Source organism: Sphingomonas daechungensis (assembly GCF_039543105.1).
GTDB classification, from domain to species: Bacteria; Pseudomonadota; Alphaproteobacteria; order Sphingomonadales; family Sphingomonadaceae; genus Sphingomicrobium; species Sphingomicrobium daechungense.
Window position 1 is genome coordinate 2,537,261 of record NZ_BAABJC010000001.1, and the last position, 18,069, is coordinate 2,555,329.

Sequence of the window (18,069 nt, forward strand, 5' to 3'; positions counted from 1 at the left end):
GCGAGGATCAGAATGCTTCAACCCACCGACATCGCGCCAGCTCGACACCCCGTCGTCGACACCGGCCCCGTGCCCAATCCGCTGCCGCGACTGCTCGACGGCGAGGACCTTGCGCTCGAGGATAGCGAGCACTTGTTCGAACGCCTCGTGCTGGGAAAGCTCGAGCCTGCCGAAATCGCCGGGATGCTCGTTGCCCTTCGAATGAAGGGTGAGACGGCGGCCGAGATGATGGGTGCCGCGCGGGGCCTGTTCGCCGCTGCACAATCATTCGAGCGACCCGATTACCTCTTCGCCGATTGCTGTGGCACGGGTGGCGACTCGTCGGGATCGATCAACGTTTCGACCGCCGTTGCGTTCGTGGCGGCCGCTGCGGGACTTCCGATCGCCAAGCATGGCAACCGCAGCGTCAGTTCGCGTTGCGGCTCGGCGGATGTGCTGGGAGCGCTCGGCGCCCGAATCGACGTCGGACCGCTGAGAGCGCGGGAGATTCTCGACCGGACCGGCTTCTGCTTTCTCTTTGCGCCTGCCTATCATCCGGGGATGAAGCATGCCGCCCTGGTGCGCCGGCAGCTCTCAGTCCGCACCGTGATGAATCTGCTCGGGCCCTGCATCAATCCCGCGCGTCCGCCGGTCCAGTTGCTCGGTGTTGCGGACCCGAGGATGCTCGGGCGCGTCTCGCAGACTCTCGAGGCCATGGGTGTGAAAGAGGCCCTCGTGGTTCACGGGTCGGGACTGGACGAGGTCGCGCTCCATGGCGAGACGCGTGCGGTGCGGTTGTCGGGCAATCAGCATACGGAGATTGTCATATCGCCGGAGGATGCGGGGCTGGAGCGCGCGCCGTTGCAGTCCGTGACCGGTGGCGACGTCACCGAAAATGCAAGCCGCTTCCGCGCCCTGATGGACGGTAGCGGTGCCCGATCGGAGCAGGACATGGTCATCCTCAACGCCGCCGCACTTCTTCACACCGCAGGCAAGGTCGCCGATCTTCGAGCCGGCGCCGAACTGGCCCGTGAGGCGCTGGTATCCGGCAAGGCCGGGCAAGTGCTGAACGCCTACGTTGAGGCGAGCAATGGCTGAAGGCGTCCTTGCCGAAATCGCCGAACGTAAGCGTCGGGATGTCACGGATCGCCTCGCCGGTGTGAGCTTCGATCCTGCGCCGACACGCCGAAGCCTGCGTGCTGCACTTTCACAGCCAGGAGCACGCTTCCTCATGGAAGTGAAGAAGGCGTCGCCTTCTGGTCATCGCAGCGACGTCAGTGTGGAACAGGCGGTCGCGGCCTACACGCCGGTCGCCGATGCGATCAGCGTTCTCACCGACACGCCGTTCTTCCAAGGTTCGCTTGAGGATCTGCGGACAGTGCGCAGCCGCTTCGAGGGGCCGATCCTCGCCAAGGATTTCATCGTCGATCCGCGCCAAGTCGCAGAAGCACGGCTTAGCGGCGCCGATGCGGCCCTCGTGATCCTCGCCATGCTCGACGATGCGGCGGCAGCTGCAGTCATGGCGGAAGCGCGCCGACTAGCCATGGATGTGATCGTCGAAGTGCATGACGAGACGGAGCTTCGGCGCGCTCTGGCGCTCGGCGCGCAAGTTGTCGGCATCAACAACCGCGACTTGCGTACGCTGAAGACCGATCTTGCAGTTACGGAGAGGCTCGCGAACCTCGTGCCTGATGGCACCCTGGTCATCAGCGAGTCCGGCGTCCGCGACCGCCGCGACGTCGAGCGCCTGGCCCCGAGCGTGGACGCCTTTTTAGTCGGATCCGCGCTGATGGCTTCGGCGAATGTTGCGGAAGCCGCCCGAGCGCTGGTTCACGGCCACATCAAGATTTGCGGTCTGACGAACGAGGATGATGCCGCGATGTCCGCGCGAAAGGCCACGCACGCTGGCTTGATCTTCGCTGACATCAGCCCCCGGAACGTCGCCGACCGCGCTCCGTCCCTCGTCGACGAGATTCGGGATCGCGGTGCCAGGCCGGTCGGTGTCTTCCAAGATCAAGGCCATGAATTCGTCGGCCGAACGGCGAAGGAGCTTGGGCTCGCCGCGGTACAGCTGCACGGGGGAGAAGGTGATCTGGACCGGCTTCGCGCGAAGCTGCCCGAAGATTGCGAGATCTGGGCGGTGAGCGCGGTCCGCAACGAGGTTTCGCCCGAGCGGGCTGGCGCAGACCGCATTCTCTATGACACCAGCGTCAATGGGCGCACGGGCGGCACCGGGCACGTGTTCGATTGGGGCCTGCTCGCCGATCGTCCTGAACTTGCTGATGCATTCGTGGCTGGAGGAATCAGCCCGTCAAATGCGCGCGATGCGCAGGCCCTCGGAAGCTACGGGATCGATGTCTGCTCGGGGGTGGAAGCCTTTCCCGGCCGCAAGGACCTGGACAAGGTCGCCCATCTTTTCGAAGCTGTCCGACCCGCCTGCCGGAGGCGCGCCTGATGCGTCAGGATGGCCGCTTTGGCCGCTTCGGCGGCTGCTTCATCCCCGAGATCCTCGTCCCCGCGCTCGAGCAGCTCGAAGGGGCGTTCCTCGACGCGGAGCAGGACCCGGCGTTTCGGTCCGAGCTTAATGAGCTGCTGGCGAATTATGCCGGGCGGCCTACCCCGCTCACTCTGTGCCGAAACCTCGGTGGCAAGGCGCGCATTTACCTGAAGCGCGAGGACCTGCTTCATGGCGGCGCGCACAAGACCAATCAGGTGCTCGGGCAAGCCCTGCTCGCCAAGCGCATGGGCAAGCACCGGCTGATCGCCGAAACCGGCGCTGGCCAACACGGAGTAGCCACGGCGATTGTCGGCGCGCTCTTCGGCTTCGAAACCGTGGTCTACATGGGCGCCGAAGACGTCGAGCGGCAAAAGCTCAACGTCTTTCGGATGGAGCTAATGGGCGCGAGAGTCGTGCCGGTGGAAAGCGGCGGGCGGACGCTCAAGGATGCCATCAACGAGGCGCTCCGCGATTGGAGCGCGAGCTTCGATGACACGCACTATCTTCTCGGGACCGCAGCCGGCCCGCATCCCTTCCCGACGATGGTGCGCGAATTCCAGCGTGTGATCGGCAAGGAGGCGCGCGCGCAGGTGCTGGAGGCGGAAGGGCGGCTGCCCGATGCCGTGCTAGCCTGCGTGGGCGGCGGGTCGAATGCCATCGGCATGTTCGCTGACTTCATTCCCGACCATGAGGTCCGTCTGATCGGCGTCGAGGCGGCAGGGAAGGGCCTCCACGGCCATGAGCACGGCGCGACGATCCAGCGTGGCATGCATGGCATCCTGCACGGTGCGGAGACCCTCGTGCTCCAGAATGAGGACGGACAGGTGACCGATACCTGGTCCGTTTCGGCCGGGCTCGACTACCCTGCGGTCGGACCGGAGCACGCGCACCTCAACGACATTGGCCGCGCCGATTATGTCGGAAGCACTGACCAGGAGGCGCTCGACGCTTTCGTGAAGCTGGCGCGAAGCGAGGGGATCATTGGGGCGTTCGAGTCCTGTCACGCGCTCGCGCAGGCCTTGAAGATGGCGGAGGCGGGGGAGGCCGAGGTGCTGGTCGTCAATCTCTCCGGTCGCGGCGACAAGGACGTGGCCCAGGCGCAGGCACTGCTCGGAGCGATGGCATGAGCCGCTACGACGCGATGTTCGATCGGCTCCGGGGGCACGGCGAGGCCGCGTTCGGCGGGTTTCTGATGCTTGGCGACCCCGATCTGGAAACATGCGCGAGGCTTCTCGATGCCGTCGTCGAGGGCGGGGCCGACATGATCGAGGTCGGCATCCCGTTCTCCGACCCCGTGGCAGACGGGCCGGTGATCCAGGCTGCGGCGGTGCGGGCGCTGGAGGCAGGTACTCGAGTCGACGATTGCTTCCGTCTGCTGACCGAGTTCCGCTCGCGCCATGCGAATATTCCGGTCGGCATTCTGACGTACGCCAATCTGGTTGCGGCCCGCGGGCGAGAGCGCTTCTTCGCGGATGCTACTGCCGCAGGGGTGGACAGCCTGCTCATCGCGGACGTGCCGTCGCTAGAAGCCGAGCCCTACGCAGATGAGGCGCGATCGGCCGGTGTCAGCCTCGTCATGATCGCAGCGCCGAACACGCCCGGTCAAACACTGACCCGGATCGGCCGTCTGTGTTCGGGCTACACCTATTGCGTGGCGCGAGCCGGTGTGACCGGCGAGCGGCAGGAGCTGGCGCTGGAACACGATCGGCTTTTCACGACCCTTCAAAGCGTTGGCGCGCCGCCGGCTGTGCTCGGCTTCGGGATTTCGACACCCGATCACGTGCGCCAGGCCATCGCGAGCGGCGCGGCCGGGGTGATCAGCGGCTCGGCCATCGTCCGGCTTGGCGTCGAGCAGGGTGCCGATGCCGTCCGCGAGTTCGTCGCCACCATGAAAGCGGCAACTCGCTCGACCGTTTCGGCCTAGTCGAAGCCCTTCAGCACGTTTGCGAAGATGCGCTGGCCGACGGGTGTCAGCACCGACTCCGGGTGGAACTGAACGCCGACCTGCTTGGCCTGCACGTCGCTGATCGCCATCGCCATGCCATCGATCGAGGCATGGACGCGGAAACGGGACGGCGGGTTGGGCGTGCAAAGCGAGTGATAGCGCCCAATCTTGATGGTTTCGGGTAACCCTTCGAACGGGCCAGAACCGTCGTGGTTCAACGCCGAAGCCTTGCCATGCATCGCGTCCGGCGCTCGCACGACCTCACCGCCTGCTTCCAGAACGATCGCCTGCTGGCCCAGGCAGACACCGAACAGCGGCACCTCACCCTTCGCCAGCGAGATCAATTCGATGCAGCAGCCCGCATCTTCCGGTCGGCCCGGGCCGGGCGAAATCAGGATGACGGCGCTCGTCTCGCGTGCCTGGTCCAACGCGTCGGCCGCGGCAATTTCGTTGCGCACCGCTCTCACGGTCGCCCCCAGCCTCTCAAGCGCTTCCACGATGTTGAAGGTGAAGCTGTCGTGGTTGTCCACCATCAGGACGTTGCGGCTCATCGAATTTGCCCCCCGGCAATCGCAGAAAGGACAGCCGACGCCTTTCGTCTTGTTTCCTCCGCTTCCGCCATCGGATCTGAATCGTGCACGACACCGGCGCCTGCGCGAACGTAGGCAGTCCCGTCCTTCACCAGCGCCGACCGAATCACGATGCCGGTGTCCATCGACCCTTCACCGTTCAGCCAGCCGATCGTCCCGCCATAAGGACCGCGTCGGGTCCGCTCGTACTCGCGGAGCAACTGCGTCGCGCGTAGTTTCGGCGCTCCCGAAAGCGTGCCGGGATTGAGGCACGCCTGCAGCGCGTGGATCGCATCGTAACCCTTGGTCAGCACGCCCTTCACCGAGCTGACGAGGTGCATCACCCGGGCATATTTCTCGAGCGTCATCAGTTGGGCCACGTGACGGGTGCCCGGCTCGCTGATACGCGCGACGTCGTTGCGGGCGAGATCGACCAGCATCATGTGCTCGGCCGCTTCCTTCTCATCGAGGCGCAGGTCGGCCTCCATGCGATCATCCTGGTCGCTGTCGGTCCCTCGCGGTCGAGTGCCGGCAATGGGCTTCACTTCGACGAGGGGCTTTCCGCTTTCGCGCGTCACCCGGACCGAGGTTTCGGGAGATGCCCCAAACAGCGCGAAGTCGCCGCCCGATACGAAGAACATGTAGGGGCTGCGATCGAGGGACCGGACGCGTGCGAATGCGGAGAGCGGATCGGGACAGGCGGCGCTGAACGTGCGCGATGCGACGATCTGGTACACGTCGCCGGCAAGGATGTGCTCCTTGAGTTGGGAAACAGCAGAAGCGAAGGTCCGGTCGTCGAGATCGACGGCAACCTCGCCCGGCGCGCCAGGCTTCGGATGTAATCCGTGGACGTCCGACGCGCGAAACGACAATTCGCCGAGACGCTCGATAGCGCTGTTGTGGCTGCGTTTCCGCTGTTCCGGATCCCCGGTCGCAAAGGATGTGCAGACAAGGCGCGGAGTGAGCTTCGGCTCACTGACGATCACCGATTCCGCAAGCCAGAAGATGAAGTCGGGGAAGTCGGCCTGGTCTTCGGCGTACGGCGGCAGCTCCTCGAACAGCTCGACGTGATCGAAGGCGATCACACCGGCGAGGCAGACCGCCATGGCCTCTTCGGGCGTCTCGTTCGCAATCTCGGTCGTGATTGCGCGTAAGACGTCAAACGGTGACGGCGCAAGCAGCCGGCGCTCCGCATCGACTTCATCCGAGCGCTGATACCGGAGAGTGACTCGATCCGCCGATTCAGACGCCAGATTCTTCGCAAGCTTTCGCGCGACGAGTTCGAGGACCGGCTGGCCCGTTGTCGAGAGTGCATCGAGCGTCACCTCCCCGCCGCGGCAGTCGATCCGCACCGCGGCTTGGTCGAGGATAACACTCTTTCCCGCAGTGGTTTCGATCAGCAGCGTGTCGGGGCGTCGGCCGTGATCACTCAACTGGGCATAGAGTGCGAGCAGGTCGACCGGCGTGGACAGGCGACGAGAAATCGCCCGCGCCGTGCCGGTGGCGAGATCGGTCACTGCGTTCACGCCAACTCCCTGCCAATCGCCGCGAGCACGGGTCGAAGCCCGGTCATCAGGGCCTCGAACTGGTGGGGATACAGCGACTGCGCTCCGTCCGACCAGGCGTCGACCGGGTCTTGATGCACTTCGACGAGGAGACCGTCGGCACCGCAGGCCGCGGCCGCCAAGGACATCGGAATGACGAGGTCGCGAACGCCCGTGCCGTGGGAGGGATCAACCATGACCGGCAGGTGGGTCTTCTGCTTCATGTAAGCGACCGCATTGAGGTCGAGGGTGTTGCGCGTCACGGTTTCGAACGTGCGAATGCCTCGCTCGCAAAGGATGACCTGTTCGTTGCCGGCCGCGAGCAGATATTCGGCGGCGAGCAGCAGATCTTCAACCTTTGCGGCAAGACCGCGCTTCAGGAGTACCGGCTTGCGCACCTTGCCGAGAGCTTTCAGCAGCGAGAAATTCTGCATGTTGCGCGCGCCGACCTGGAGCATGTCCGCGCTCTCCGCGACCGCATCCACATCCGCCGTGTCCATGACCTCGGTGACGACCGGGAGGCCGAGCTCGTCGCCGACCTTGCGTAAGGTCGCCAGCCCTTCCGGGCCGTGTCCTTGAAAGGAATACGGGCTGCTGCGCGGCTTGTAAGCGCCTGCGCGGATGCCAATCGCGCCCGCCGACGCGACTGCACTCGCACTGTCGTGCAGGCGCTCCGCCGTCTCCACCGCGCAGGGACCGCCGATCACAGCGAACCCGACGCCGCCGATGTTTGCGTTGCCGAACCGGACGACCGTATCGTGAGGGTGCATCTCGCGGCTGACCAGCTTGTAGGGCGAGAGGATGGGTTTCAGCGATTCCACCATCGGGTGGCCGTCGAGGTTCAACTCCGACAAAACCCTCTCGTCGCCAAGGGCCCCGAGAACGACGCGCTCGCTGCCGGGCATGTAGAGCGGCTTGAGGCCCTTTTCCTCGATACGCCCCAGGATTTCCTGGGCGATTTCCTCGGTGGCTTCACGCTTGAGAACGATGATCATCTGTCGAATTCCGTTGTGTTGAGGGCAAAGAAAAACCCGCCGGGTTGCGGCGGGTCCTTGGAGACATCTGGCGGGAAGAGGCTGTCTTCCGGCTATCCGTTCACTGGGCGCGCCGCATCGATGGCTGGGGACCAGCGCCACCACCAAATCGTTGCGGTGCGAACCTGAATCATCGTGAGCAGCATGCTATGCGGCCCGCTCGCGGTCAATCATGCGTGTGACGAAATCGCCGAAGCGTTCTCCGGGCGCTCGCTCGTTTGCGTAGGTCGAGAGCTTCTCGGACAGGATTTCGAGGATGCGTTCCTCGCCAATGTTCTCGGCGTAGAGCGAGTTCAGCCGCTCACCGTGGAAGCCGCCGCCCAGATAGAGATTGTATTTGCCTGGCGCCCGTCCGGTCAGCGCAATCTCGGAGACATAGGGGCGCGAGCATCCGTTGGGACATCCGCTCATGCGAATGGTGATCGGCTCCTGCGCCAGGCCGTTCTGCTCAAGGATCGCTTCGATCTTAGTGATCAGGTCGGGCAGATAACGCTCCGCCTCCGCCATCGCGAGCGGGCAGGTCGGCAGCGCGACGCAGGCGATCGAGTTCAGCCGCAGCGAGCTTGTCTTGTCGCTTTCGGCGAGGCCATGCTTGGCCAGTAGCGCCTCGATCTGCGGCTTATCCTCCGGCGTGACGCCCGCAATGATAAGGTTCTGGTTCGGGGTCAGGCGGAGATTGCCACTGAGCACTTTTGCGATCTCGCGGAGCCCGGTCATGATGTCGCGGCCGGGCAGGTCTGACACGCGCCCGTTGGCGATGAACAGGCCGTAGTTCCAGGTGCCTCGGTCTGTCTGACGCCATCCGAAGCCGTCGCCGTTCGTGGTCAGATCGAAAGGCCGCGCGGACTCGAACGGGGCGCCCATGCGCTGCTCTATCTCTGACTTGATGAAGTCGAGACCCTTGTCGTCGATGGTGTATTTGAAGCGAGCGCGGGCGCGGACTACGCGGTTTCCGTAGTCGCGCTGAACCCCCATGACCGCGTCGGCACAAGCGAGCAGGCGATCCTTTGGAATGAAGCCGACGACATCGGCAAGGCGCGGATAGGTCGTCGGCTCATTATCGGTACGGCCCATGCCGCCACCGATGGTGACATTGAAACCTTCTATGCCGTTCGGACCCGTGACGGCAATGAAGCCGAGGTCTTGCGTATAGACGTCGATGTCGTTCGAGGGCGGGACGACGAAGCCGATCTTGAACTTCCGCGGCAGGTATTGCTTGCCGTAGAACGGTTCCTCGTTCTCGCTCGTGGCAACGCGCTCTTCGCCGTACCAGATCTCGTGATAGGCGCGGGTCTTCGGAATGACGTGGTCGCTGAGCTGCTTGGAAAGCTCCGCGACTTCAGCGTGGATATCGGAGTCCGCCGGATCGGCTGTCGCCATCACGCCGCGTGAATCGTCCCCGCAGGCCGCGATCGTGTCGAGTAGCACATCGTGCAGGCCTTCGATCGTCGGCTTGATGTCTTCCTTGACGATCCAGTGGAATTGAAATGTCTGACGCGTCGTCAGCCGGATCGTGTTCCCGCCGTGGGTCTGAGCCAGCTCGTCGATCTTCAGCCATTGCTCAGGCGTGCAGACACCGCCGGGAAGGCGAACGCGAACCATGAAGGTCAGTGCGGGCTCCAGTTTCTGACGCCTACGCTCGTCGCGGATGTCGCGGTCGTCCTGCTGGTAAATGCCGTGAAACTTCATGAGCTTGTTGCTCGCGAAGGTCACCCCGCCGGTGATGCGGTCGAGCAGGTCGCTGGCAATATGGCCGCGCAGATAATCGCTATTGTATTTCAGCGTCTCATCGGGCCCGAGCTTGTCGAGCGCCTGCGAGAGGTCGGTGCTTCTGTCGATGGTTCGGGTAGTCATTGAACTCTCAGTAGACGTCGCGCTGGTAGCGATGCTCGGCGGCCAGGTTGCGGATGTAATCTTCGGCAGCTTCCCGTGAACGGCCACCCTCATGCTCGACGATGCCGATCAGGGCTTCGTGCACATCGCGCGCCATCGCCTTCCCATCGCCGCAGACGTAGAAATGAGCGCCTTCCTCAAGCCACGCGAACAGGTTGCGCGACTGCTCGCGCATGCGGTGCTGGACGTAGGTCTTGGAACTGGCATCGCGAGAGAAGGCGACGTCGAGACGGCTGAGCACACCTTCATCCAGCCACTCCTGCCATTCGACCTGGTAGAGGAAGTCGCTGCGGAAGTTGCGCTCGCCGAAGAAAAGCCAGGAGCGGCCGGCGGCGGCTCGCGCCTCGCGTTCTTGAAGGAACGCGCGGAACGGAGCGACGCCCGTACCCGGACCGACCATGATGATCGGGACATCGTCGGCGGGCAGTCGGAAGTGCGGGTTCTCCTGAACGTAGACAGGAATGGTCGAGCCCATTTCGAGCCGGTCAGCGATCTGCGTCGTTGCGACTCCGCCCCGAGCGGTGCCGTGCAACTCGTAGCGCACCCGCGCGACAGTCAGGTGGGCTTCGTTGCCGACGAGCGCCTGGCTCGAAGCAAGGGAGTAAAGCCGCGGCTGCAGCGGGCGCAGGCCGGCGAGCAGGCTATCAGCCTCGACACCCGCGACCGGAAAGCGGCGGATGATATCGACGATGTGATGTTCGTACAGGAACTTCACGCGAGCTGCGGCGGCCTCCGGGCCGGTGAGGTCCTCGAGCTCCTTGGCGCCCGTGAGGTTTGCCCACTGCTCGATGAAGCGGGGGCTGCCGATCGTGATTTCGAACTTCCCCGCGAGCGCATCGGCGAGCGGCAATGGCTCATTCTTCACCGTCACCGAAGTGCCTGGCGAAAGGCCTGTCGTCTCGAGCAATTCTTCCACCACGCGCGGGTCGTTCGTCGCCGCGAAGCCGAGTGAATCTCCGGGCTGGTAAGTCAGTCCCGATCCGCCGAGGTCCAGCTCGACGTGCCGCGTCTCCTTGGTCGAGTGGCGGCCGACGATCTGAATGTTCTCGAGGACGGTCGCGTTGAATGGATTGCGCTTGTCGTGTTTGGCCGGCGCGGGGTCCGAGATACGGGGCGAGGCGCCGATCGTCGGGGCGGCGGCAACCGCGAGGTCGGCAGCGAGAAGCTCGACAACCGAACTGCTCCACGCTGCGGCAGGTTCGTCAAAGTCGATGTCGCAATCGACGCGCGGGCTCAGGCGGCTTGCGCCAAGTTCTTCGAAGCGGCTGTCGATGCGCTTTCCGGCCTCGCAATATTTCTCGTAGGTCGAATCCCCGAGCGCCAGCACGGAGAAGCGGACGCCTTCCAGCTTCGGAGCGCGAGGCCCTTCGAGGAACTCGAAGAAGGCCACCGACGGCTGCGGTGGATCGCCCTCGCCATAGGTGCTGACGATGAAGAGCACGTCCTGCTCATCCTTCAGCTGACGGACTTTGTAGTCGGAAAGATCGGACACCTTGGGCGTCAGCCCGCGCTCGGTCGCACTCGCGGCCAGTGCTTTGGCGAGGTCGCGGCTATTTCCCGTCTCGGTTCCATAGAGGATCGTCAGCGTACGTCCTTGCGGAACAACGAGCGGCTCGATCTCGCCGTCGCCGGAGCGGAGAAGCCCGGCATCAAGCCCCGCGAAATATCCGCTGATCCACCGCGCCTGCGATGGCGTCAGGCTCTGGGCAAGGTTCTCGACCAGCTGCCATTGCTCAAGGCTCAGCGCGCCCTCGTGAAGGGGAAGCTGGACGGTCATGGCTTTGCTCCAGTCGCCTGTGAGGAGGTCAGATCACCCATTCCCCGCCTCCATTGTCTTCGTTCGATGCTTCGACGACGCGGCCTGGGTGAGCCTCGCCGGGCCGCGCTTCGATAGTGACGAGGACGTGCACGCCAGCGGCGGCGAGCAGCTTCGCAGCTTCCCGCGCGGTGAGAACGGGATCGTCCGCCGGGAAGCCAGCAATGGCCTCCTCGTCAATTATCGAAACCTGCCGGCGCTGCGCCTTCAGCTCTGCCGCGGTCCTCGCGGCCCACAGCGCGCGGTCGGGGCCAGTGACCCAGATGATCGTGCTGGTTGGACCGGCGGCACGCCTGACCGCGTTGGCGGGGAAGTCGTCGACGAGGCCCGCCGCCACCGTGGCGTGGGTCATCTTGTCGATCAGGATGAAGCCGCCGAGCTTACGGTTGTCGACATAACGAACACCTGGAATCGCTCGATCGAGGTCGATCACGACCTTGCCGATGTCGTTCAGCGCCAGTGCGTTGCCGTCCGAAATCTCCAGCGTGTTCACGTCGGTGATCGACTGGACGGTGTCGATGCTTGCGGAGACCGTCTGGGTGCCGACCTTCAGCCAATAGGATCGGTGCGGAACCAGCTTCTCGTCGGACATCCAGATGAGGCTTGCGGAGATGCGGCTGACCGCGTCCGATCTTTCGCCGGCCGCGACCAGGATGTCACCGCGTGAGCAGTCGATTTCGTCGGTCAAAGTCAGGGTCACGGATTGGCCAGCGACCGCCTGATCGAGGTCACCGTCAAATGTGACAATCCGCTCGACGAAGGTGTTTCTCCCAGCCGGAAGCACCGAGATCGGATCGCCCACGCGGACCTGGCCGCTGGCGATCCGCCCGGTATAACCGCGGAAGTTCTGGCTCGGGCGGCTGACCCACTGCACCGCCATGCGGAAAGGTTCATCCCCCGCTTTGCGTTCAGCCGCCGGCACCGCCTCCAGATGCTCCAGCAAGAATGGGCTATCGTACCAGTCGATTTCGGCCGAGCGGCTGGTGATGTTGTCGCCCTTCAGACCCGAGACCGGAATGGCCGTGAAGGTTCCGATGCCAGCCGTCTTTGCGAAGGCGGCATAATCTTCGACGATCCGATCGAAAGCGGATTGGTCGTAACCGACGAGATCCATCTTGTTCACCGCCAGCACCACGTTCCGGATGCCGAGCAGGTGGACGAGGAAGCTGTGCCGCTTAGTCTGCGTCAGCACGCCCTTGCGCGCGTCGATCAGGATCACAGCGAGGTCGGCGGTGGATGCACCTGTGACCATGTTGCGCGTGTACTGCTCGTGGCCCGGAGTATCGGCGACGATGAACTTGCGCCTTTCAGTCGCGAAGAAGCGGTAGGCGACGTCGATCGTGATGCCCTGTTCGCGTTCCGCGGCGAGGCCGTCGACCAGCAACGCGAAATCTAGCGCTTCGCCCTGCGTGCCCTGCTTCTTGCTGTCGCTGGCCAGCGTCGAAAGCTGGTCTTCGAAGAGCATCTTGGAATCGTACAGGAGGCGACCGATCAAAGTGGACTTGCCGTCGTCGACCGATCCGCAGGTAATGAAGCGCAGCAACGACTTCTTCTGCGTCGCATCGATCCAGCGTTCGAGTTCCTCGCGCGCGGTCTCGGCGGCATCCAAAGGCTTGAGCAGCGTGGCCATCAGAAATAGCCCTCCTGCTTCTTCTTCTCCATGCTGGCGGCGCCGCCGTCCTTGTCGATGACGCGGCCCTGCCGCTCCGACGTGGTCGCGACGAGCATTTCCTGGATGACCTCAGCTAGCGTGGTCGCTTCGCTCTCGACGGCACCTGTCAGCGGGTAGCAACCAAGCGTGCGGAATCTTACCGAACGGTCGACCGGCGTTTCGCCCGGCTGAAGTGGAAAGCGCTCGTCGTCGACCATGAGCAGCGTGCCGTCGCGCTCAACCGTTGGACGAGGCGCGGACAAATAGAGCGGGACGATCTCGATCCCCTCGGCGTAGATGTACTGCCAGATGTCGAGCTCGGTCCAATTGGACAGCGGGAAGACGCGGATCGATTCCTTTGCGCCCTTCTTCGCATTGTAGAGCGACCACAGTTCCGGCCGCTGGTTCTTCGGATCCCAGCGATGGTTCTTGTCACGGAAGCTGAACACGCGCTCCTTGGCGCGGCTCTTTTCCTCGTCGCGGCGGGCGCCGCCGAAGGCCGCGTCAAAGCCGTATTGATCGAGCGCCTGCTTTAGCCCCTCTGTCTTCCACATGTCTGTGTGGAGCGGGCCATGATCGAATGGGTTGATGCCCAGCTTTTCGGCTTCGGGATTGCGGTGAACCAGGAGCTCGATCCCCGGCTCGGCAGCAACTTTGTCGCGCAGGCCATACATGTCCCGGAATTTCCAGGTCGTGTCGACGTGAAGGAGCGGAAAGGGCAGGGGGCCGGGGAAGAAAGCCTTCTTGGCAAGATGCAGCATCACCGCGCTGTCCTTGCCGATCGAATAGAGCAGCACCGGCCGCTCCGACTCCGCAACGACCTCGCGGAAAATCTCGATGCTCTCCGCCTCAAGCTGCTCAAGGTGATTGAGGGAGCGCGTGGTGAACTCAACTGGCGCGTTCATGATGCGAGGGCTTTCGGAAAGGGCAGGGGTGCCGAGGTTGCGCCAACGTGACGGCGGCCAACCCAGCCGATGACTACCGTGACGGGTGCTCCGATGGGCAGTTCAGCAACGAAATTTTCGATCTCGGCAACTGTTGCAGAGACGTGAACTTCGTCGGGAAGCGTCGCGGAAGCGATTGCAATTGCTGGTGTTTCCGGATCGATGCCCTTGCGAAGCGCATCGCGCACGAACTGTCCGAGCGTCTTGCGCGGCATATAGAGCACCGTCGTCACCTTGCGATCGGCGACGCTGATCCAGTCGATGTCGGAGGGCAGTTTGCCGTCGGCGCCATGCCCAGTCAGGAACTGTACGCGGCGGGCGTGGCGGCGCTCTGTCAGCGACATCAGCAAAGAAGCGCTGACGCCCTGCGCCGCTGAAATGCCGGGAATGGCGGAGATCTCAATGCCGGCCGCCCGGCAGGCGTCGATCTCTTCCGTGGCGCGACCGAATATCATTGGGTCGCCGCCCTTGAGGCGCACGACAGTGTCGCCGGCCCGCGCGAGCTCGACCATAATTTCGTTGATGTCGGACTGCTTGCACGAAGGGCCGTGGCCGCTCTTCCCGACGGGAACGCGCCGGGCCTCGCGACGAGCCAGTTCGAGCACATCCGGTCCGACCAGATGATCGTAGAGGATCACCGTTGCCGTTTGCAGAGCCCGGACGGCCTTAAGGGTTAGCAACTCGGGATCACCCGGACCAGCGCCCACCAGAGTCACGCGTCCGGTCGTGCCGGGAGCCGACGCGACCAGCGCGTCGAAGTCGCTGTCCAGAGGCGCGAGATCCGGTCCGCTCCAGGCCTTGACGGCGAAGCGCTGCCAGAATGCCCGACGGTCTGAGAAGTTGCTCAAACGCTGCTTCAGGCGCGGACGCCACGCCTTTGCAGCCTTCGCCCAGCTGGAAAGACCGAGAGGCAGAACACTTTCGATCCGGGAGCGGATGGACTGGCCGAGAACCGGGGCTGCGCCGTCCGTGGAGATCCCGACTACAATCGGCGAGCGGTTGACGATCGTCCCGAAGGTGACGTCGCACAGATCGGTCTGATCGATGATGTTGACGACAGCGCCGGCAGCATGAGCGGCATCGATTAAGCGCAGCGCCTCATCGTGATCGGCAAGATCTGCGACGGCGATAGCCGCGCCTTCGAGTTGCGGAGCTTCCCAATGATCGCTGATGTGAACATCTGCTCCTGCCGCGCTGAGCAGCTCCGCCTTCCACTTCGCTCCTTCGGACGAGCCGATGACGACGGCCTTCCGCCCTTGCAGCCTGTGGAAGAGGGGCAGATTCGCCAGCGGGGCGATGCGCGAGATATCGCTCATGCCGCCACATTCCGGACGAGCTTGCCGTCAGCCCGAACATGAAGTCCGCATTCGCGAGCTTCGTCGGTTTCCCACCACCAGCGGCCGGCCCGCTCGGGTTCGCCGGGCTGAAGTGCGCGAGTGCAGGGCGCACACCCGATGGAGAGATATCCCTCCGCATGCAGTGCATTGATCGGCACATCTAGCTTCGTGCACTCCGAAGCGACGTCGTCCCGGCGGTGGTCGAACAAGGGTGCGACCTTCAGAAGGCCTCGCCCTGCATCCCAATCGGCAAACCGCACCGCGGAGCGGTTTCCGGACTGGTCGGCGCGAAGCCCGGTGATCCATCCTGCCGCTCCGGCGAGAGCGCGCTTCAGCGGTTCAACCTTCCGGACCTCACAGCAGGAAAGCCGGGCGTCCTTCGAATAATAGAAGCCGTTGATGCCCTGATCGGCGACCATCCCCGCGACCGCCTGAGCATCCGGGTAGAAGGCGCGGATACGGACTCCGTACCGTTCTTCGGTCTCCTGCCAAAGCGTATAGGTCGACGGGAAGAGCCTGCCCGTATCGAGCGTGACGACGTCAATCGGCAACCGCTGCGTAAAGATATGATGCGCGATGAGCTGGTCTTCGATGCCGAAGCTGGTCGTGAAGACTAAGCGGCCGGAAATCAGGCCTGAGGCAGCACGGAGGCGTCCTGGCACGTCGGCTGCGGCGGCGGACTTGAGCTCCGCAGACACCGGGACAGCCGGTCTGATCTTCGGGAAATCCGCGTCGGCCACTGTGCCACCTTAGAAAAATATTCCACTGGCGACGCTGACCATGCGCTTGCACATGTCTCCCCGACAGCATCGGAGGCCGAGATACATAGGGGAGTCTTAAGCTTCAACGGAAGGTACGAAGAAAAAACTGAGATTGCACAGGAACGTGAAGAATGTAGAATAATCTTCCACAATTAGCTGAAGCATCAGATGGATTCGACCGACCGCAAGATCCTCGCCATCCTTCAGGACGATGCGTCCATGTCGGTGGCGGACATCGCGAAGCAGGTGAACCTGTCGCAAACGCCGTGCTGGCGGCGGATTCAAAAGCTGCAGGACGCTGGCGTGATTACGAAGCGGGTGGCGCTGGTCGATCCGGACGCCCTCGGCCTTGGCCTCACGGTCTTCGTTGAGATCGAGACGGGGGACCATTCGAAGGACTGGCTCGACGGCTTCGCTTCGGCGGTCACGGAAATGCCGGAAGTGATGGAAATCTACCGCATGGCCGGGGACGTAGACTACATGCTGCGCATCACCGTGCCGAACATGGCAGCGGTCGATTCCTTCTATCAGCGCCTGATCGCGATGGTCCCGCTGAAGAACGTGACGTCGCGCTTTGCCATGGAGCGCGTGAAGTACACGACGGCCTATCCGGTGACGGAGGTCTAGGCCGAGCGCACCAGTACCGGTTCGGCCTTCTGCTCCGCGGTCAGGAAGGCATTGACCGCTTCAGCGCAATCGCGGCCCTCGCGGATGGCCCAGACAACCAGCGACTGTCCGCGGCGCATGTCACCGCATGCGAAGATGCGATCACCGCTGGTTCGATAGTCGGTCATCGCCGCCTTCACATTGCCCTGAGGCGTGAGCTCGACTTGCGAACTGTCGACCGCGCCGGCCTTGCGCGGGCCCAAGAAACCCATCGCCAGCAAGACGAGGTCCGCCTTGATCTCGAACTCCGTGCCGGCGACCGGCTGGATCGTCATCCGCCCGTCCGGACCTGAAACCATTTCGGTGCGAGCGCACTGCAGAGCCTGAACCTGTCCGCTTTCACCGACGAAGGCGGTGGTCACTACGGAAAACTCGCGCTCGGCGCCCTCTTCTTGCGACGAAGACGTCCGCAGCTTCATTGGCCAATTGGGCCAGGTCAGCGCCTTGTTCTCGTGGAGCGGGGGCTGGGGCAGGATCTCGAGCTGCGTCACCGAAGCCGCGCCCTGACGGAAGGAGGTACCGATGCAATCGGAACCGGTATCGCCGCCGCCGATCACGACGACATGCTTGCCGTGCCCACTGATCGTGCCTCCGGCAGCGGCCTTTTCCTCCGCGTCGCCGGCGTTGCGCTTGTTCTGCTGACTGAGGAAATCCATCGCGAAATGGACGCCGTCGAGCTCGCGGCCCGGCACTGGGAGGTCGCGCGGCTGCTCGGCGCCGCCAGCGAGGACGAGGACGTGATAATCGTCCAGCAGCCGCTCGACCGACACGGTCACGCCGACTTCCATGTTCGTCCGGAAGATGACGCCTTCGACTTCCATCTGCTCCATGCGGCGGTCGATGACGGACTTGTCTAGCTTGAAATCCGGGATGCCGTAGCGAAGCAGACCGCCGATACGGTCCGACTTCTCGAACACCGTCGGTGCATGGCCCATGCGCGCCAGCTGCTGTGCGCAGGCTAACCCCGCAGGGCCGGAGCCGACGATGGCAATGCGCTTCCCGGTTCCGCGAGGCGCGCATTGCGGCTTTATCCAGCCTTCTCGGAAGGCACGGTCGGCAATCTCGCCCTCGATCGATTTGATCGTCACCGGTACGTCGTCGATGTTGAGCGTGCACGCTGCCTCACATGGCGCGGGGCAAATGCGGCCGGTGACTTCCGGGAAGTTGTTTGTCTGGTGCAGCCGTTCGATCGCCGCCTGCCAGTCATCCTTGTAGACGAGGTCGTTCCAGTCCGGGATCAGGTTGTTCACCGGGCAGCCCGAGTGGCAGAATGGGATGCCGCAATCCATGCAACGAGAGGCCTGCTTGGAAACGGCTTCCGCGCCCGGCTCCTGCGTAAACTCGCGCCAGTTCGTTACGCGCTCGGCAACTGGCGCATATTTGCGATCCTGGCGTTCGACTTCGAGGAATCCGGTCGGCTTACCCATCAGACT

15 protein-coding genes are annotated in these 18,069 nt (G+C 63.8%); 5 read left to right on the top strand and 10 right to left on the bottom strand.

The genetic code is table 11. The features are described from left to right. Positions 1-12 precede the first annotated feature (12 nt). Genes trpD through trpA form a run of 4 tightly spaced genes read left to right on the top strand, consistent with a single transcriptional unit; the run spans position 13 to position 4,400 of the window. Positions 13-1,077, top strand: a complete 1,065-nt coding sequence (gene trpD / locus ABD928_RS13205) for an anthranilate phosphoribosyltransferase (RefSeq protein ID WP_345169534.1) — start codon at positions 13-15, stop codon at positions 1,075-1,077. Continuing rightward, positions 1,070-2,434: a bifunctional indole-3-glycerol-phosphate synthase TrpC/phosphoribosylanthranilate isomerase TrpF gene (gene trpCF, locus ABD928_RS13210; RefSeq protein ID WP_345169537.1), complete on the top strand. Its 1,365-nt coding sequence runs from the start codon at positions 1,070-1,072 to the stop codon at positions 2,432-2,434. The genes trpD and trpCF overlap by 8 nt, the downstream gene beginning before the upstream one ends. Continuing rightward, positions 2,434-3,603: a tryptophan synthase subunit beta gene (gene trpB / locus ABD928_RS13215; protein WP_345169540.1), complete on the top strand. Its 1,170-nt coding sequence runs from the start codon at positions 2,434-2,436 to the stop codon at positions 3,601-3,603. Before trpCF ends, trpB begins: the two co-directional genes overlap by 1 nt. Next, positions 3,600-4,400, top strand: coding sequence for a tryptophan synthase subunit alpha (gene trpA / locus ABD928_RS13220; RefSeq protein WP_187714883.1), 801 nt, complete (start codon positions 3,600-3,602; stop codon positions 4,398-4,400). Before trpB ends, trpA begins: the two co-directional genes overlap by 4 nt. Here trpA and ABD928_RS13225 read toward each other — a convergent pair. From ABD928_RS13225 to ABD928_RS13265, 9 genes are all read right to left on the bottom strand, one after another. After that, on the bottom strand, positions 4,397-4,972 hold the full coding sequence (locus tag ABD928_RS13225) for an anthranilate synthase component II (RefSeq protein ID WP_187714882.1): 576 nt from the start codon (positions 4,970-4,972) through the stop codon (positions 4,397-4,399). The two genes, trpA and ABD928_RS13225, sit on opposite strands and share 4 nt — an antisense overlap. Next, on the bottom strand, positions 4,969-6,516 hold the full coding sequence (locus ABD928_RS13230; RefSeq protein WP_187714881.1) for an anthranilate synthase component 1: 1,548 nt from the start codon (positions 6,514-6,516) through the stop codon (positions 4,969-4,971). Before ABD928_RS13230 ends, ABD928_RS13225 begins: the two co-directional genes overlap by 4 nt. Then, positions 6,513-7,529 carry a 3-deoxy-7-phosphoheptulonate synthase gene (gene aroF, locus ABD928_RS13235; protein WP_345169545.1) on the bottom strand — a complete coding sequence of 339 codons (1,017 nt, stop codon included), beginning with the start codon at positions 7,527-7,529 and terminating at the stop codon, positions 6,513-6,515. Before aroF ends, ABD928_RS13230 begins: the two co-directional genes overlap by 4 nt. A gap of 186 nt (positions 7,530-7,715) precedes the next feature. Beyond that, positions 7,716-9,422, bottom strand: a complete 1,707-nt coding sequence (gene cysI / locus ABD928_RS13240; RefSeq protein ID WP_187714880.1) for an assimilatory sulfite reductase (NADPH) hemoprotein subunit — start codon at positions 9,420-9,422, stop codon at positions 7,716-7,718. Positions 9,423-9,429: 7 nt separating this feature from the next. Next, entirely contained in the window at positions 9,430-11,238 is a 1,809-nt protein-coding gene (locus ABD928_RS13245) for an assimilatory sulfite reductase (NADPH) flavoprotein subunit (protein ID WP_345169548.1), read from the bottom strand. Positions 11,239-11,266: 28 nt separating this feature from the next. Next, the gene (gene cysN / locus ABD928_RS13250; RefSeq protein WP_187714879.1) at positions 11,267-12,907 is read right to left on the bottom strand and encodes a sulfate adenylyltransferase subunit CysN; all 1,641 of its coding nucleotides are present in this window, start codon (positions 12,905-12,907) and stop codon (positions 11,267-11,269) included. Then, positions 12,907-13,833 carry a sulfate adenylyltransferase subunit CysD gene (gene cysD / locus ABD928_RS13255; protein ID WP_345169552.1) on the bottom strand — a complete coding sequence of 309 codons (927 nt, stop codon included), beginning with the start codon at positions 13,831-13,833 and terminating at the stop codon, positions 12,907-12,909. The genes cysN and cysD overlap by 1 nt, the downstream gene beginning before the upstream one ends. Then, positions 13,830-15,188 carry a siroheme synthase CysG gene (gene cysG, locus ABD928_RS13260; RefSeq protein WP_345169555.1) on the bottom strand — a complete coding sequence of 453 codons (1,359 nt, stop codon included), beginning with the start codon at positions 15,186-15,188 and terminating at the stop codon, positions 13,830-13,832. Before cysG ends, cysD begins: the two co-directional genes overlap by 4 nt. Continuing rightward, entirely contained in the window at positions 15,185-15,949 is a 765-nt protein-coding gene (locus ABD928_RS13265) for a phosphoadenylyl-sulfate reductase (RefSeq protein ID WP_223276379.1), read from the bottom strand. Before ABD928_RS13265 ends, cysG begins: the two co-directional genes overlap by 4 nt. A gap of 189 nt (positions 15,950-16,138) precedes the next feature. Here ABD928_RS13265 and ABD928_RS13270 point away from each other — a divergent pair, with 189 nt between their 5' ends. Then, on the top strand, positions 16,139-16,597 hold the full coding sequence (locus ABD928_RS13270; RefSeq protein WP_187714878.1) for an Lrp/AsnC family transcriptional regulator: 459 nt from the start codon (positions 16,139-16,141) through the stop codon (positions 16,595-16,597). Here the strand turns inward: ABD928_RS13270 and ABD928_RS13275 are convergent. Next, positions 16,594-18,063 (bottom strand): glutamate synthase subunit beta, encoded by a 1,470-nt coding sequence (locus ABD928_RS13275; RefSeq protein WP_345169560.1) that lies wholly within the window; start codon positions 18,061-18,063, stop codon positions 16,594-16,596. The genes ABD928_RS13270 and ABD928_RS13275 overlap by 4 nt on opposite strands. Positions 18,064-18,069: the final 6 nt, after the last annotated feature.

Coding starts and splice junctions, on each gene's coding strand:
- cysN (WP_187714879.1), bottom strand. CDS start 12,907: ATGGCCACGCTGCTCAAGCCTTTGGATGCCGCCGAGACCGCGCGCGAG.
- ABD928_RS13245 (WP_345169548.1), bottom strand. CDS start 11,238: ATGACCGTCCAGCTTCCCCTTCACGAGGGCGCGCTGAGCCTTGAGCAA.
- trpCF (WP_345169537.1), top strand. CDS start 1,070: ATGGCTGAAGGCGTCCTTGCCGAAATCGCCGAACGTAAGCGTCGGGAT.
- ABD928_RS13225 (WP_187714882.1), bottom strand. CDS start 4,972: ATGAGCCGCAACGTCCTGATGGTGGACAACCACGACAGCTTCACCTTC.
- trpA (WP_187714883.1), top strand. CDS start 3,600: ATGAGCCGCTACGACGCGATGTTCGATCGGCTCCGGGGGCACGGCGAG.
- aroF (WP_345169545.1), bottom strand. CDS start 7,529: ATGATCATCGTTCTCAAGCGTGAAGCCACCGAGGAAATCGCCCAGGAA.
- ABD928_RS13270 (WP_187714878.1), top strand. CDS start 16,139: ATGGATTCGACCGACCGCAAGATCCTCGCCATCCTTCAGGACGATGCG.
- trpD (WP_345169534.1), top strand. CDS start 13: ATGCTTCAACCCACCGACATCGCGCCAGCTCGACACCCCGTCGTCGAC.
- trpB (WP_345169540.1), top strand. CDS start 2,434: ATGCGTCAGGATGGCCGCTTTGGCCGCTTCGGCGGCTGCTTCATCCCC.
- cysG (WP_345169555.1), bottom strand. CDS start 15,188: ATGAGCGATATCTCGCGCATCGCCCCGCTGGCGAATCTGCCCCTCTTC.
- cysI (WP_187714880.1), bottom strand. CDS start 9,422: ATGACTACCCGAACCATCGACAGAAGCACCGACCTCTCGCAGGCGCTC.
- cysD (WP_345169552.1), bottom strand. CDS start 13,833: ATGAACGCGCCAGTTGAGTTCACCACGCGCTCCCTCAATCACCTTGAG.
- ABD928_RS13275 (WP_345169560.1), bottom strand. CDS start 18,063: ATGGGTAAGCCGACCGGATTCCTCGAAGTCGAACGCCAGGATCGCAAA.